This window comes from Marinobacter sediminum, from assembly GCF_023657445.1.
GTDB lineage: Bacteria > Pseudomonadota > Gammaproteobacteria > Pseudomonadales > Oleiphilaceae > Marinobacter > Marinobacter sediminum_A.
Map to the genome: position 1 here is coordinate 2,747,621 of NZ_JAGTWY010000001.1, position 15,282 is coordinate 2,762,902.

13 protein-coding genes are annotated in these 15,282 nt (G+C 57.0%); 11 read left to right on the forward strand and 2 right to left on the reverse strand.

The genetic code is table 11. The features are described from left to right. Nucleotides 1–5 precede the first annotated feature (5 nt). Complete coding sequence (locus tag KFJ24_RS13045) at nt 6–1,058, reverse strand: DUF2333 family protein (protein ID WP_250831526.1); 1,053 nt, start codon at nt 1,056–1,058, stop codon at nt 6–8. A 6-nt stretch (nt 1,059–1,064) separates the two neighbouring features. Then, nucleotides 1,065–3,065: a bifunctional diguanylate cyclase/phosphodiesterase gene (locus tag KFJ24_RS13050; RefSeq protein WP_250831527.1), complete on the reverse strand. Its 2,001-nt coding sequence runs from the start codon at nt 3,063–3,065 to the stop codon at nt 1,065–1,067. Nucleotides 3,066–3,264: 199 nt separating this feature from the next. Between KFJ24_RS13050 and KFJ24_RS13055 the strand changes: the two genes are divergently transcribed. The 11 genes from KFJ24_RS13055 (at nt 3,265) to KFJ24_RS13105 (ending at nt 15,260) form a co-directional block, all read left to right on the forward strand. After that, nucleotides 3,265–4,878, forward strand: coding sequence for a diguanylate cyclase (locus KFJ24_RS13055; RefSeq protein ID WP_250831528.1), 1,614 nt, complete (start codon nt 3,265–3,267; stop codon nt 4,876–4,878). Nucleotides 4,879–5,146: 268 nt separating this feature from the next. Next, entirely contained in the window at nt 5,147–5,587 is a 441-nt protein-coding gene (gene aroQ / locus KFJ24_RS13060) for a type II 3-dehydroquinate dehydratase (protein WP_250831529.1), read from the forward strand. Between the two features lie 27 nt (nt 5,588–5,614). Further along, a complete protein-coding gene (gene accB, locus KFJ24_RS13065; protein ID WP_250831530.1) occupies nt 5,615–6,079 on the forward strand; it encodes an acetyl-CoA carboxylase biotin carboxyl carrier protein in 465 nt (154 codons plus the stop codon). An 18-nt stretch (nt 6,080–6,097) separates the two neighbouring features. Then, entirely contained in the window at nt 6,098–7,444 is a 1,347-nt protein-coding gene (gene accC, locus KFJ24_RS13070) for an acetyl-CoA carboxylase biotin carboxylase subunit (protein WP_250831531.1), read from the forward strand. Nucleotides 7,445–7,473: 29 nt separating this feature from the next. Next, on the forward strand, nt 7,474–8,370 hold the full coding sequence (gene prmA, locus KFJ24_RS13075; protein ID WP_250831532.1) for a 50S ribosomal protein L11 methyltransferase: 897 nt from the start codon (nt 7,474–7,476) through the stop codon (nt 8,368–8,370). Nucleotides 8,371–8,432: 62 nt separating this feature from the next. After that, nucleotides 8,433–9,704: a DUF3426 domain-containing protein gene (locus KFJ24_RS13080; protein WP_250831533.1), complete on the forward strand. Its 1,272-nt coding sequence runs from the start codon at nt 8,433–8,435 to the stop codon at nt 9,702–9,704. A gap of 224 nt (nt 9,705–9,928) precedes the next feature. Beyond that, on the forward strand, nt 9,929–10,927 hold the full coding sequence (gene dusB, locus KFJ24_RS13085; protein WP_250831534.1) for a tRNA dihydrouridine synthase DusB: 999 nt from the start codon (nt 9,929–9,931) through the stop codon (nt 10,925–10,927). Beyond that, nucleotides 10,924–11,241, forward strand: a complete 318-nt coding sequence (gene fis, locus KFJ24_RS13090) for a DNA-binding transcriptional regulator Fis (protein ID WP_250831535.1) — start codon at nt 10,924–10,926, stop codon at nt 11,239–11,241. The genes dusB and fis overlap by 4 nt, the downstream gene beginning before the upstream one ends. Nucleotides 11,242–11,325: 84 nt before the next feature. Beyond that, nucleotides 11,326–12,906, forward strand: coding sequence for a bifunctional phosphoribosylaminoimidazolecarboxamide formyltransferase/IMP cyclohydrolase (purH, locus tag KFJ24_RS13095; RefSeq protein WP_250831536.1), 1,581 nt, complete (start codon nt 11,326–11,328; stop codon nt 12,904–12,906). A gap of 27 nt (nt 12,907–12,933) precedes the next feature. Then, nucleotides 12,934–14,220: a phosphoribosylamine--glycine ligase gene (gene purD, locus KFJ24_RS13100; protein WP_250831537.1), complete on the forward strand. Its 1,287-nt coding sequence runs from the start codon at nt 12,934–12,936 to the stop codon at nt 14,218–14,220. 104 nt (nt 14,221–14,324) lie between these two features. Next, nucleotides 14,325–15,260: an alpha/beta fold hydrolase gene (locus KFJ24_RS13105; protein ID WP_250831538.1), complete on the forward strand. Its 936-nt coding sequence runs from the start codon at nt 14,325–14,327 to the stop codon at nt 15,258–15,260. The last annotated feature ends 22 nt before the right edge of the window (nt 15,261–15,282 follow it).

Consider the following 15,282-nt stretch of genomic DNA (forward strand, 5'->3'; position numbering starts at 1 on the left):
TCTGATTAGCCCCGGGATAACAGATCCCGCATGTCACTGATCGCGGCGCTGGCACGGGAGATATAAGCCGCCATGGTAAGAGAGTGATTGGCCATAATCCCAAAACCACTGCCATTCAGGATAATGGGGCTCCACATCGCGCCCTGGGCACCTTCAAGCTCGATAATAATCTGTTTGACACTCGCCATTGCATTCTTGTCCCGCAACACCTTCCGGAAATCGACCTCGATAGCACGGAAAATGTGCAGCAAAGCCCAGGCACTGCCCCGAGCCTCGTAAAACACATCATCAATCTTGGTCCATGGGGTTTTTACGTCGCTCGAGCCGGTCTCTTCTGCAAGGGGGTCGGCTTCATCCACATTGTCGACTGCATCAGATACGGATGCCTTACCCACACTTTCACCCAAGGTGCGCGAGAGGCTACCTAAACGTGTTTCCAGGTCAGCCAGCCAGTTACTCAGGTTATCCGCACGCGCAAAGAACTGCGCATTGGCCTGCCCCGGATTGGATAGCCGGTTCAAATAACTCTTCAACGCATCAATACCACGACGATACTCCGCCTCCGTGGACGGAATCGCCCAGCTACCGCTGTCGAAATGTAACTGTGGCTCCGCAATAATCAGATCGGGGTCTTCCGCAGACTGGCTTTGGGAACGGGCAATGTCGCGACGCATGGCCCTGGACAGATCGCGCAGCTGAACCAGTACACCAAATTCCCAGCTGGGCATGTTATCCAGCCAAAGTCCCGGCGGAAAAATGTCGTTGGAGATGTAGCCGCCCGGCTTGTGCAGAAGTGTTTCGGCAATACGAATCATGGTCACGGTAGTTACAAAACCCGTTACCGGCTCGCGCTCCATTGTATTGGACACCGATCGAGTGTGTTCCCGGACAGAAAAGGTCTCGGGCTCACTGCTCCAGTACATTCCCAGAATCACAGCCACCAGCATATAGACGACCAAAACTGCCAGCACGAATTTGCCGATCACACCGTTGCCGCCAGCATAATCCTGAACATCGTCTTTCTTGTCCCTGAAATACTGTCTGATTTTGCCTGGCATAGACTCTTAATCCCCTGTCGATTGGTTGTCAGCAGCAAACGGCCGACCAAGATGGTAACCCATGGCCCCGTCAATACCCAGTTTAGAGAGTACAGAGTATTCCGCCGCAGTTTCCACTCCGGTAGCAAAAACCTTCACCCCCCGACTATGAGCAATGGAGAGCACAGACTCCAGATAGAAGCGGTTGTCCGCATGGGTATCAATATCGTGAATGAAACTATTATCAACACGCAATGCCTGGAACTGCAGATTCCTGAGATAGTTGAAGGGCACCCCGCCGACTCCAAACCGATCCACCAGCACCGACACGCCGAGACGTCCCAGTGCCCTGACCAGCAAACCCACCGCTGTACGATGGTGGTGGATAGTATGCTCTGAAATCCCGATCCACAGGTTACGGGCGCTGGGACCCGCTTCTTCAAGCATGCCAATCGCATCTTTGCGGAAAAACTCACTGGCCACGGAGGCACTGCCAAGGGAAACTGCCAGGGGCTGGCCCGGCCTCTTGCCCAAACGCGCCAGCACCTGTTGAATGAGCAGCCGGTCAAGATCTGCAATCAAGCCAAAGCGCTCAGCCATGGGAACGAATACACCCGCTTTCAGGGGGCCGTCCGCGCTTTCAATCCGCGAGAATACCTGATGATAGACCGGCCCCTCCTGCTGGTCACTCACCATCGGCTGCAACCACAGTGAAAGCGCCTTGTCACGGATGGCCTGACTGATGATAACCCGCCAGGTTTCCAGGTTGTGGTGGCCGTTTTTCTCGGGGTCCGCAAAATGACAGGCCGATTCCCCGCCGTCCTGGGCCAGACGTAAAGCCTCGTCAGCCGCGGCCATGAGATCCCGGGCACCGCGACCCGCCCCGGTGCGCGCCATACCGGCATGAACTGCCGTATCCATTGGGGCGGCCATGCCCGCATACACGCCATCCAGCTCGGCCACCAGATCACGACACCAGACACTTGCGTCCGCAGGCACCACCCCGGGCACGAAGATGGAAAATTCTGCACCCGTCCGACGGCTGGCAAAAGAACCGACATGCACTTCCAGGAAATTGTGAATCACCGCGGCGATGCGCAACAGCAAACGGTCAGCTTCGCTGCGACCACAGGCCTGATTAAAACGCGCGAAGTCCGATAACTGAACCAGCATCAGAACCCCGGGCGCCGCCTTTTCTTCGGATTCCACCTCCACCTTCAAACGCTGGTCAAAAGCACTGCGGCTCGACAGGCCGGTTACCGAATCCTCGTTATTCAACCGACGCAGGTGCTGGATCAGCTTTGCCTGACCTTCAAAAAGCTGCCCCAGATCGTCCGCCATCTGATTCATTGCGGTAGTCACCTGGTTCAGCTCCCGGGTTGACCGAACCGTCACCCGACGCCGAAAATCCCGTTGCCCGAGAGCCTGCGCCTGCATCTCCAAAGCATGCAGAGGGCGTAGTGTTCGCTGAAGCAACAGGTACAGGGCAAAAAGACCGATGCCTCCGAATATGGTTGCACCTCCAACCAGCCCGACAGCAATTCTCCACAAGTCCTCGTAGGCTCGCCCCGGATGACTGATAACTTGAACCTTGCCAAGCCGGGTCCAGCCCCGAACGACTTCCGCTTCGGCCACCGGCAGCTTCAGGTTTGCGATCGAACGAAACCAGGGCGGCACGCCAATGTCATTCAGTGTCATTGAGCGGCCAGCCACCTCGCCGCCCTTATGATTCAGATACTTCACGGAAAGGTAGCGACCACTGTCGAACACCGCATCAATCAGGGAGGCTGCAGCCACGGGATCGCGGGCATCAATGGCATTTGAAAGGGACAGACCGACAGCCGTGGCGCCATCACGGGCATGCCCGGCAAGCTGCTCGGACACATAGTCACGGAAATAACCGAAACTGGTAACAAAGCCCGCAATCAGGATCAGTACCAGCAAGGCCCCGGTAAAAAGGAGGAGCAAGGTTCGCAGGGTGACGACGCCCTGCTGCTTTCGCTCAATATTGATGTGCTTCCTTGCCATGGAGGACTTCTCCGATTGGCTGTCTGCCGCCCGGCTGACGGATTGTGACCTGCAGCGCAGAGTTGACAAACATTTACATAGCGCCACCTACGCCGACAACACTAAACACTATAGACTCTGGAAAAGGACTAAGGTTGAAAAAAATCATTCAGACTAGGGAAAACGACTAAAAACGAAAAGCGATACAGGCCGGAGCACAATGAACGACGAAAGCCAGAAAGAAAAACTCAGGCAGCATTTCGCACGACGTGTGACAACCCAGGCCCGGGTTGTTCTGGATACCTGGCAAAAGATTCATGAAGACCGGAACATGTCCGCTGCGCATCGCGGTGAATTTGCTGCAGCTACGGACAAACTGGTGCGCTATGCCCAGCGCTTTGAAATGGCCAGCCATACAGACGCTGGCAAGAAGGTTCTGGGGCTACTGGAAAACTGGGATAGCGATACCCCGCTGGACGATACGCTTGAGCGGCAGATTCAGGACGCCATTGAAACGCTCTCGCGAAGCACCCTTCGTCGCACCGATCACGAAAATACAGAAGCGCCGCACCAATATCGCCGCACACCGGTTTACATCGCCCTGTCCAACCAGGAAATGGCCGGCCGCCTGATTCGCCAGCTTGAGTTTTTCGGGTTTCGGGCATCTGCATTCACCACCGCGTCGGAATTGATCGAAGCCTGCGCCCTGCATAAGCCCGAAACCATCCTGATGGACGTTAACTTTGGCAACGATGTTAATGCGGGCATAGCCACCATCGAACACCTGCAGGAACGCCACGACACCCCAATCCCGATCATTTTCATGAGCGATGAAGATGGCACCATTGAAACCCGCTTGCGGGCCTCGCGGTCGGGCGGGGAAGAGTTTTTCTACCCGGCAGTGGATCCGGGCCAACTGATTGAGAAGATCGAAACTTACACCCACGGCAACACCGTGGAGCCCTACAAGGTTCTGGTTCTGGATGATTCCCGGGCTCAGGCGAAGTACATGGAAACGGTGCTGAAAAAGGCCGGCATGACCGCCCACATCATCACGGACCCGATGCAGATCATTAATGCCCTGGAAGAGTTTTCTCCCGAGATCATCATTCTGGACATGTACATGCCTGGTTGCACCGGCATGGAAATCGCACGGGTGATTCGCCAGCAAGACCGCTTCCACAGCGTGCCCATCATTTATCTGTCGGCCGAAGAGGACGTTACCAAACAGTTGCACGCCATGAGCCTCGGCGGAGACGATTTCCTGACCAAGCCGATTGACCCAAAACACCTGATCGCCACCATCCACAACCGCGGCCGTCGGGCGCGATCATTGCTCGCACTGATGATTCGGGACAGTCTCACTGGCCTGTACAATCACACTCACACCCTGCATCTGCTGGAACAGGAAATCGTCCGGGCCCGGCAGAAGGATCAGCCCCTCTGTTTTGCAATGATCGACATCGACTACTTCAAGAAGGTCAACGACACCTTCGGCCATCCGATAGGCGATCGCGTGTTGCGCAGCCTGTCAATGTTCCTCAAACAGCGCCTGCGCAAAACCGATCATATTGGCCGATACGGAGGTGAGGAATTCGCCATCATCCTGCCAGACACACGGCCCAGTGATGCCCGCAATGTCCTCAATGAAATTCGCGAGCGTTTCTCCGAACTGTTGCAGCCCGCCGGGGATCGTGAATTCAACGTCACATTCAGTTGTGGCGTGGCAAGCTGGCAGAATGAAAGCTCCCAGGCCTTCTGTGAGCGGGCCGACCGCGCCCTTTACACGTCCAAGGAGCACGGCCGCAACTGCGTCACGCTCGCAGGCAGCTGATCCCACGTCGCCAGACCGGGTGTTTCCCGCCTGGTGACGCTTCTTTATGAAACCAACGTCGTATAGAAGTTCCCTCCTCCCTTTACGACAATGATTGTCATCAGCGGAAAGTTCCCGCTTCTATTCAAGAGCCGTCTTTTTACGACCAATGGACAACATGGATGATTGTCAAAAAGTGTTGATCTGAGCTAAACAAGTACTCACCATTGGTGGAAAGTGCCGTCATTTTCGGCGATCCTGAATAAAAGACATTAAGGCAGACTGAACCATGTCGACAATTCTCGTGCTCCATGGCCCCAATCTCAACATGCTCGGCACCCGCGAGCCTGGGGTATATGGCTACGAGACTCTGTCCGACATCGACGACCGGTTGCGGCAAAAAGCTGCGGAGAAGGAGCATCATCTGTTGCACCTTCAGTCCAACGCTGAATATGAGCTGATCGAGCGGGTTCACGAAGCTCGGGGCGAAGGCGTGGATTTCATCATTATCAATCCGGCTGCTTTCACCCACACCAGCATTGCCCTGCGGGACGCCATGCTGGCTTCGGGCATTCCCTTTATCGAAGTGCATCTTTCCAACGTCCACGCGCGGGAATCCTTCCGCCACCAATCCTATTTTTCCGATATCGCCGAGGGCGTTATCTGCGGGCTGGGCAGCCAGGGGTACGATCTCGCTCTCCAGGCGGCCCTACAACGAATTCACCGATAGACCAGACATAACGGGACTGGAATAACTATGGATATTCGCAAGATCAAGAAACTAATCGAGCTGCTCGATGAATCCGATGTCGAGGAACTGGAGATTCATGAGGGAGATGACTCTGTTCGCATCTCCCGCCGCCGCGAACAACCTGCCGGCACCCAGTACCTGAGCCATTACCCGGCGCCGGCGCCACAGCATGCCCCTGCACCGGCGCCCGAGCCGGCTGCACCGGCGCAGACCGAATCCGCTCCGGCAGCGCCGAGCGGCCACTCCCTCAAGTCGCCCATGGTTGGCACCTTCTACCGCTCCCCGTCACCCACCGCCAAGGCCTTTGTTGAAGTTGGCCAGTCGGTAGAAGCGGGTGAGGTTGTCTGCATCGTGGAAGCGATGAAGATGATGAACCAGATCGAGGCCGACAAGAGCGGCACCGTGAAAGAAATTCTGGTCGAGAACGGCCAGCCGGTGGAGTTTGATCAGCCCCTGATCGTCATTTCCTGAACTCGGTGATTGCTACTCATGGCCATGTTAGAAAAAGTTCTGATCGCAAACCGGGGTGAAATTGCCCTCCGGATTCTGCGTGCCTGCAAGGAGTTGGGCATCAAAACAGTGGCTGTGCACTCACAGGTCGACCGCGACCTGATGCACGTGAGGCTGGCAGACGAATCTGTCTGTATCGGCCCCAACAGCCCCCTGGAAAGCTACCTCAACATTCCGACAATCATCAGCGCTGCGGAAGTCACGGACTCCGTCGGCATTCATCCCGGCTATGGCTTTCTCGCAGAAAATGCGGATTTCGCCGAGCAGGTCGAAAAAAGCGGTTTCCGCTTCATTGGCCCGAAAGCGGACACTATCCGCCTGATGGGCAACAAGGTCTCTGCCATCAGCGCCATGATCAAGGCCGGTGTACCAACGGTTCCTGGTTCCGATGGACCGCTGACCGATGATGATGAGCGAACGCTGAAAATCGCGCGCAAGATCGGCTACCCGGTCATGATCAAGGCAGCATCTGGCGGCGGTGGCCGCGGCATGCAGGTAGTCCATTCCGAAGCAGCACTGCTCAAGGGTGTACAGATCACCCAGAGCGAAGCCCGGAACGCCTTCGGTGATCCCACCGTATACCTGGAAAAATTCCTGGAAGCCCCGCGTCACGTGGAAGTTCAGGTATTGGCGGACATGCACGGCAACTGTATTCACCTGGGCGATCGCGACTGCTCCATGCAACGCAGGAACCAGAAGGTTATTGAAGAGGCGCCGGCACCGAACGTCGACCCGACATCCCGGGAACGGACACTCAAGGCCTGCGTGGATGCCTGCAAGGAAATCGGCTACGTGGGTGCCGGAACCTTTGAGTTCCTTTACCAGGACGGTGAATTCTATTTCATCGAAATGAACACCCGGGTTCAGGTGGAACATCCGGTTTCCGAGATGGTGACTGGCGTCGATATCGTGCGCGAGCAGCTCCGCATTGCGAGCGGATTGCCACTGCAGTATTCCCAGGATGATATTCATATTTCCGGGCACGCCATCGAGTGCCGGATCAACGCAGAAGATCCAAAGACCTTCGTGCCCAGCCCAGGCAAGGTAAAGCACTTCCATGCCCCCGGCGGCAATGGTATTCGCGTCGATTCGCACCTTTACAGTGGTTACACGGTGCCACCATTCTACGATTCGCTCGTGGCCAAGCTGATTACCTGGGGCGATGACCGTGAAATCGCCCGACGGCGCATGAAGAATGCTCTGGACGAGCTGGTTATCGAAGGCATCAAGACCAATCAACCCCTGCACAGGAATCTGGTACGCGATGGTGGCTTTAAACAGGTAGACTTCACCATTCATTACCTCGAGAAACTGATGCGGGACTAATGTCCCGTATCACCAATGCAGGAAAGCGTATGCCCTGGATACAACTCCAGATCCCGGCTGATCCCGACAATGCGGATCAGCTGGAGGATCTGCTCATGGAAATGGGCGCAGATGCCGTCTCCATGGAAGATGCCGCCGATCAGCCCCTCTACGAACCAGACCCCGGCACCACTCCTCTTTGGAGCCAGACGACCGTTACCGGCCTTTTTCAATCGGACCGGGAGATCGATCAGCTATGCGCGGATATCCGCAATGCCTGGCACCAGCAAAGCCAGCAAAGCCTGGCCGAGATAGAGGTCACCCTGGTTGAAGACAAGGACTGGGAACGGGCGTGGATGGATGACTTCCACCCCCTGAAATTCGGTGAAAGGCTCTGGATCGTACCCAGCTGGCATGATGCCCCGGATCCGGACGCCGCCAATCTGATGCTTGATCCGGGCCTTGCCTTCGGAACCGGAACCCACCCGACCACAGCGCTTTGCCTGGAGTGGCTGGACGGGCAGGACGTTCAGGCCAAGCAGGTCATCGACTACGGCTGTGGTTCGGGAATTCTGGGCCTGGCTGCCCTGTTGCTCGGTGCCGATCACGTTATCGGTGTCGATACCGATTCCCAGGCGCTGGAGGCCAGCCGCGAAAATGCCCGCCGCAACGGTGTTGACGAGAGCAAACTGGATCTCTATCTGCCAGAGAATGAGCCCGACACCAAAGCGGACGTCATGCTCGCCAATATTCTCGCTCAGCCCTTGATCGGCCTTGCTCCACATCTGGCCGCGCTGACGCGCCCTGGCGGAGACCTGGCTCTGTCGGGCATCCTCTCTCATCAGGCGCGGGAAGTGATGGACGCCTACGAGCCCTGGTTTGTCATGGATGAGCCTGAACAGCGTGAAGAATGGGTCCGTCTCACAGGACGGCGCAACGACAGATGACGAATGCAGCCTTAACGACTAAACTCCGTCACTCGTAGCCTAGTCGCTTTCAGGAAGGAAGTATGAGCCAGAGCAGTCTGCAGACACAATGCCCCAATTGTCAGACCCGATTCCGGGTCACTGATGAACAGCTTGGTATTGCCAAGGGCAAGGTGCGCTGCGGGAACTGTATGGAGGTATTCAACGCCATTCAACACCAGGTTGTACCGGGAACTGCGAAGGCCGCAACCTCGCCAGCAACCGGCGCCCAGTCTGATGGCGCCAGCGCCTCCACCTCTACGAGCCCGCATCCCACGGAAGAAAATTTTGTCTTTGCGGATAACCCCGAAGAAGATGCGGCCGACGGCCCTTATGCGGGCAGCAAGACCTCATTTTCTGACGATGAGCTGAGTGACAGTTTCCGCACGTTTGACGACAGGGCCGCCTCAGACTTCCCGGACGCTGACGACGACACCGCCGGTCAAAAAATTGATGAAAGCTGGGCAGAAGCAATTCTTGAAGATAATGACCACTCGTTTTCTGCACCTGAAGCAAGGAAGAAATCAGTAGATCCGGCACCAAAACCCGAACCAGCCTCTGAAGAGCGAACACCTGGCGCCCGGTCCCACGCGAAACACGATCAGCCGGAACCTGCCAGGTTATCAGCCCGGGAGACCGAGTCAGGCTTCAGGGCAGAAGAGGAAACGGCGTCCGCCCCGACGGCGGCAGATGATTTCTTCGAGCCGTTTCAGGACGAGCCCGAATATGACTTCGACCGACAGGACGACCAGCGCGCTGAGCCAATGGCAGCCACGGTCCAGTTCAACGACCTTCGTCGTGACCCGGTCGCAGTCGGGGGTAATGGTAGCGGCAAGCTGCGCACTGTGATCTGGACCATGGTCGTCCTGGCCCTGGCTGGCACTCTGGTGGCGCAGGTCGTCTGGTTCCAGTTCGACCGACTTTCATCCATTCCCGAGCTGCGCCCCTTTTACGAAAAGGGGTGTGAGCTGGCAGGCTGCAAACTGAAGCCTCTGATCAATGTCGACGCCATCCAGAGCCGCAAACTGGTCGTCCGAACCGATCCGGACAATCGCAGCCAACTGCTGGTGGATGCCGTTATCATCAACCGGGCGGCTTTTGAGCAACCCTTCCCCGCCATTGCACTGACCTTTTCCAACCTCAACGGGGATATTGTCGCGCAAAGCATTTTCTTGCCTGAAGAATACCTGGCCGGAGAAGGCCGAAACCTGGACGCCATGCCGCGGAGTACACCAGTGCGCATAGCCATTAACATTCGTGACCCCGGTCGGGATGCAGTGAACTACAACATCAACTTCCGCTCGGTTTCACCCTGAGGTCGTAAGCGAGTATTTACTCGACATTGAAGGGTGACCCCCACCGACTAGAACAAAAGTCAACCAAAAAGAACGAAAAATAATCAGCTTTTTCGCAGTCAAGCCCCTTCAATCACGCTTCCCCCGGCGGTATCATTAGCGCCCTTCGGACCTGGATCGGTTATTTATTGAACAGCCGTTCAGATCCGACTCTTGCTTAACCCGCTGTGACACGGACTCAGATCATGCTGCCAACGGCAAAAATCGGGCCGTACACGTTGCCCAACCCGCTCATTGCTGCGCCCATGGCCGGCGTGACAGACCGTCCCTTCCGGCTTTTATGCCGCAGGATGGGTGCTGGACTGGCGGTGTCAGAAATGGTCATAGCGGACAGCAAGCTCTGGCATACGCGAAAATCCCGGACACGCCTCAACCACCAGGGCGAACCCGAGCCGCGCTCTGTGCAGATCGCCGGCGGTGACCCGGATATGCTGGCCGATGCAGCCCGACAGAACGCTGAATTCGGCGCCCAGATCATCGACATCAACATGGGTTGTCCGGCCAAGAAGGTGTGTAACAAGGCGGCAGGCTCAGCCCTGATGAAAGATGAGAGCCTCGTTGGCGAGATTCTGAAAGCCGTCGTCAATGCAGTGGACATTCCGGTCACACTGAAGATGCGCACAGGCTGGGATTCAGATAACCGCAACGCGTCGATCATTGCCCGGATGGCAGAGGACGCCGGCATCCAGGCCCTGGCAATCCATGGTCGTACCCGCGCGGACAAGTACAACGGTGACGCCGAGTACGACACCATCGCCGAGGTCAAATCCCGGGTGCAAATCCCGGTATTCGCCAACGGTGATATCACCTCACCGGAAAAAGCACAGTACGTGCTGAAGCACACAGGCGCGGACGGCCTGCTTATTGGCAGGGGGGCCCAGGGACGCCCCTGGATTTTCCGGGAAATCCTCCATTATCTGGAGACCGGGAAGCATCTGCCGGAACCACCCCTGGATGAGGTGGAACAGGTTCTGATCGAGCACCTGATTGAGCTGCACAGCTTCTACGGTGAGAAAATGGGTGTGCGTATCGCCAGAAAGCATGTGGGCTGGTACCTCCAGTCCCACGACGAAAGCAAACAGTTCCGTAAATGCTTCAACGCTATCGACGATGGGCTGGAGCAGAAAGACAGCATTCAACAGTACTTTGCAGGCTTACGAAATGGAGAGGTATTCGCAGCATGACCGCTGAGACTTTGGTAAATGACACTCTGAGCACTCCAGCCAACGATGATATTCATCAGCTGCAGACGATAAACAGCAGCGGCAATAGCGTCACTCTGCGTGACAGCGTCGAGGTTGCCCTGAAAAACTACTTCGCCCAGCTGGATGGCGCTCCCGTAACCGAGGTGTACCAGCTGGTACTCTCCGAAGTGGAGGCCCCACTGCTGGAACAGGTTATGAAGTACACCCGCAACAATCAGACCAAGGCGTCCACCATGCTTGGACTGAACCGCGGCACCCTGCGCAAAAAGCTGAAGCAGTACGGTCTGCTATAATCCAGACACCCTGTCTTCATAAGGGCCTCCCGGAAACCATTCGCGAGGCCCTTATTCGTTCATCTCCAGCGAAGAAAGTGAATCATGGCAAACCAGGCTAACTCCCCAGTCCGTCGCGCTCTGATCAGCGTGAGTGATAAAACCGGCATCGTCGACTTCGGCCGGACCCTGACCGAACGCGGTATCGAACTGCTCTCCACCGGAGGCACTTTCCGCCTCCTGAAGGAAAACAACATCCCGGTTACTGAAGTATCAGACCACACCGGATTCCCGGAAATGATGGACGGTCGGGTGAAAACCCTGCACCCGAAAATTCATGGTGGCATTCTCGGCCGTCGTGGCACCGACGACGCGATCATGGATGAGCATGGCATTGACCCGATCGATATGGTCGTCGTCAACCTTTACCCGTTCGAGGAAACCGTCGCCAGTCCGGACTGCGACCTGCCGACGGCCATTGAGAATATCGACATTGGCGGACCCACGATGGTTCGTGCTGCCGCCAAGAACCATAACGATGTGGCTATCGTTGTTAATGCCTCCGATTACAGCCGGGTTCTGAAAGAGCTCGCAGACAACGACGGCGAACTGACCTACAGCACCCGTTTCGACCTGGCGGTGAAAGCCTTTGAACACACCGCAGGCTATGACGGTGCCATTGCCAACTATCTGGGTGGCCGCACGCCGGACAACGACAACGCCGAGTTCCCACGCACCTTCAATGCCCAGTTCGTGAAGGTCCAGGACATGCGTTATGGTGAAAACCCGCACCAGCGGGCGGCTTTCTATGCCGAGCGCAACCCGAAGGAGGCCTGCGTCGCAACCGCCAAACAGTTGCAGGGCAAGGAACTCTCCTACAACAACGTCGCCGATACCGATGCTGCACTTGAATGTGTGAAGCCGTTTGCGGATCCGGCCTGCGTGATCGTCAAGCACGCCAACCCGTGCGGCGTTGCTATCGGTGCGGACATCCACCAGGCCTACGACCTGGCCTTTGCCACCGACCCGACCTCAGCGTTCGGTGGCATCATCGCCTTCAACCGGGAACTGGACGCGGAAACCGCCAGGGCGATCATTGATCGCCAGTTCGTGGAAGTGATCATCGCCCCGACCGTCGCTCCCGAAGCGGTTGAACTGGTCGCCGCCAAGAAAAACGTGCGCCTTCTGGCGTGTGGCGACATCGATGGCGCACGCGCCCAGACCATGGACTACAAGCGTGTAACGGGCGGGCTGCTGGTTCAGGACCGAGACCTGGGCATGGTGGCCATGGAAGACGTCAAAATGGTTACCGAGCGTCAGCCGTCCGAGGAAGAGCTGAATGACCTGCTGTTCGCCTGGGAAGTTGCCAAGTACGTCAAGTCCAACGCCATCGTCTACGCCAAAACCGGGCGCACCATTGGCGTTGGCGCGGGCCAGATGAGCCGTGTCTACAGCGCCAAGATCGCCGGCATCAAAGCCGCCGACGAGAATCTGGAGGTGAAGGGGTCCGTCATGGCTTCCGATGCCTTCTTCCCTTTCCGCGACGGTATCGACGCAGCTGCCGCGGCGGGGATTACGGCCGTTATCCAGCCGGGCGGGTCAATGCGCGACCAGGAAGTGATCGATGCCGCCAATGAACACGGCATTGCCATGGTATTCACCGGTATGCGCCATTTCCGCCACTGATCCCGGATAAGCTAAAGGATTCTGAATATGAACATTCTTGTGATCGGCAACGGCGGACGCGAACACGCCCTGGCCTGGAAAGCAGCCCAGTCACCAGATGCAGACAGGGTGTTTGTTGCCCCCGGCAACGCCGGTACCGCACGCGAACCCGGACTGGAAAACGTCGATATTGATGTTATGGACATTGATGGGCTGGGCAACTTTGCCGCCACCAACAACGTCGGACTGACCATCGTCGGCCCGGAAGCGCCTCTGGTCGCCGGCATCGTCGACAGATTCGACGAGCGCGGCCTGCGGGTTTTCGGCCCCAGCGCCGGAGCGGCCCAGCTAGAAGGCTCCAAAGCTTTCACCAAGGACTTTCTGGCACGCCAGAAGATCCCAACGGCGGCCTACGCCAACTTCACCGACGTGGACCAGGCCCTGGCCTATGTGCGTGAACAAGGTGCTCCCATCGTAGTCAAGGCCGACGGCCTGGCCGCAGGTAAAGGCGTCATTGTGGCGATGACGCTTGAGGAAGCAGAAGACGCCATTCGCGACATGCTCGCGGGCAACGCCTTTGGCGATGCCGGCAGCCGTGTAGTCGTAGAGGAATTCCTGGACGGCGAGGAAGCAAGCTTCATCGTTATGGTGGATGGTGAGCACGTGCTCCCTATGGCCACCTCCCAGGACCACAAGCGGGTCGGCGATGGCGATACTGGCCCCAACACCGGTGGTATGGGCGCATACTCTCCCGCACCGGTTGTCACCGCTGACGTACACCAGCGCATCATGGACGAGGTAATCTATCCGACCGTACGCGGCATGAGCGCAGAAGGGCAGCCCTACAAGGGTTTCCTGTACGCAGGTCTGATGATCGACACCAGCGGTGCTCCCAAGGTTATTGAGTTCAACTGTCGCTTCGGCGATCCGGAAACCCAGCCAATCATGCTGCGCATGCAGTCTGACCTGGTGGAACTCTGCGATGCCGCTATCGACGGAAAGCTTGATCAGTGCAGCTCTGACTGGGACGACCGCGCCTCTGTAGGAATCGTGCTCGCCGCCGGTGGCTATCCGGGCAGCTACAACAAAGGTGACGTTATTTCCGGCCTGCCAGAGACCGAAATCGAAGGCGAGAAGGTATTTCACGCCGGGACACGGCTCAACGGCGATCAGGCAGTGACCAACGGCGGACGCGTGCTGTGTGCAACGGCCCTGGGTAATACGGTTACCGAAGCCCAGAAACGGGCGTATGAGCTGGCGGCAACCATCCAGTGGGATGGTGCGTTTTATCGCAAGGACATTGCATATCGGGCCATTGCCCGGGAGCAATCCTGACCCGGCACACGGAATCGAAGCCCGGTCATTGACCGGGCTTTTTTATGGGATATTGTAAGGCGCTGCACAGGATGTCTCTTCGCCGTCACCACCAGGAGCCTTACATGTCTCGCCAAGCCCCGCTTACCCTGTTTTTTATTCTGCTCACCGCCCTGCTCCTCAGCGCCTGCTCACGACAGAGTCTTTATGAAACCGCTATCAATCTGGAGCGCAGCAGCGCCGGACTTGAAGCCGACAGCATTCAGGTGGGAGAACTTGAGATCGCGTACCTCCAAAACGCGGAACGGAACAACGGCGATAACATCGTCATGATCCATGGCTTCGGCGCTAACAAGGATAACTGGACCCGCTTTGCCAACGAACTGACCGGTGACTTCAATGTTTATGCCATCGACCTTCCCGGGCATGGAGAGAGCAGCAAACCCCTGGATCTCGGATACCGCCTCGACGAGCAGGTCGCACATCTGGCCGATATTCTGAAGGCATTGGACGTTGGCGAGGCACACATGATGGGCAACTCCATGGGCGGTGCCATTACCGCCCTTTACGCCGCCGCCTATCCCGAACAGGTCAAGACTGCAGTATTGTTCGACCCGGCAGGGATTGTGGAGTACGAGAGTGAACTTGTGGACCTGGTTCTGGATGGTGACAATCCGCTGATTCCCTCCAGGCCCGGAGACCTTGATCGGCTGATGGATTTCGCACTCGAAAAAAAGCCCTTTGTGCCCTGGCCAGTTCTTGGCGTGATGGAAGAAAAGGCCATCGCCAACCAGGCGGTGAACAAGGTCATTTTCGCGGCTCTTCGCGACAGCAGGTATGAATTGGAGTTCCGCAACACCATTACCCGTATTCAGGATCCGGTTCTGATCATCTGGGGCCGTGAAGACCGGGTAATCAACTATCGGAACGGCGAGCTGTTCGTTGAAGCCATTCCGGATGCTCGCCTGAAAGTTCTGGATGGCATTGGCCATGCCCCCATGATTGAAGCTCCCGAAGAATCCGCCAGGTTGTTCCTCGATTTTATCGACGCTCACCGGTGATCAAATCAAAATCCGAGTAAAT

Excerpts from the sequence above, each read along its gene's own strand:
- KFJ24_RS13050 (WP_250831527.1), bottom strand. The coding sequence starts at position 3,065 with ATGGCAAGGAAGCACATCAATATTGAGCGAAAGCAGCAGGGCGTCGTC.
- KFJ24_RS13105 (WP_250831538.1), top strand. The coding sequence starts at position 14,325 with ATGTCTCGCCAAGCCCCGCTTACCCTGTTTTTTATTCTGCTCACCGCC.
- purD (WP_250831537.1), top strand. The coding sequence starts at position 12,934 with ATGAACATTCTTGTGATCGGCAACGGCGGACGCGAACACGCCCTGGCC.
- accC (WP_250831531.1), top strand. The coding sequence starts at position 6,098 with ATGGCCATGTTAGAAAAAGTTCTGATCGCAAACCGGGGTGAAATTGCC.
- dusB (WP_250831534.1), top strand. The coding sequence starts at position 9,929 with ATGCTGCCAACGGCAAAAATCGGGCCGTACACGTTGCCCAACCCGCTC.
- accB (WP_250831530.1), top strand. The coding sequence starts at position 5,615 with ATGGATATTCGCAAGATCAAGAAACTAATCGAGCTGCTCGATGAATCC.
- KFJ24_RS13080 (WP_250831533.1), top strand. The coding sequence starts at position 8,433 with ATGAGCCAGAGCAGTCTGCAGACACAATGCCCCAATTGTCAGACCCGA.
- KFJ24_RS13055 (WP_250831528.1), top strand. The coding sequence starts at position 3,265 with ATGAACGACGAAAGCCAGAAAGAAAAACTCAGGCAGCATTTCGCACGA.
- KFJ24_RS13045 (WP_250831526.1), bottom strand. The coding sequence starts at position 1,058 with ATGCCAGGCAAAATCAGACAGTATTTCAGGGACAAGAAAGACGATGTT.
- prmA (WP_250831532.1), top strand. The coding sequence starts at position 7,474 with ATGCCCTGGATACAACTCCAGATCCCGGCTGATCCCGACAATGCGGAT.
- fis (WP_250831535.1), top strand. The coding sequence starts at position 10,924 with ATGACCGCTGAGACTTTGGTAAATGACACTCTGAGCACTCCAGCCAAC.
- aroQ (WP_250831529.1), top strand. The coding sequence starts at position 5,147 with ATGTCGACAATTCTCGTGCTCCATGGCCCCAATCTCAACATGCTCGGC.
- purH (WP_250831536.1), top strand. The coding sequence starts at position 11,326 with ATGGCAAACCAGGCTAACTCCCCAGTCCGTCGCGCTCTGATCAGCGTG.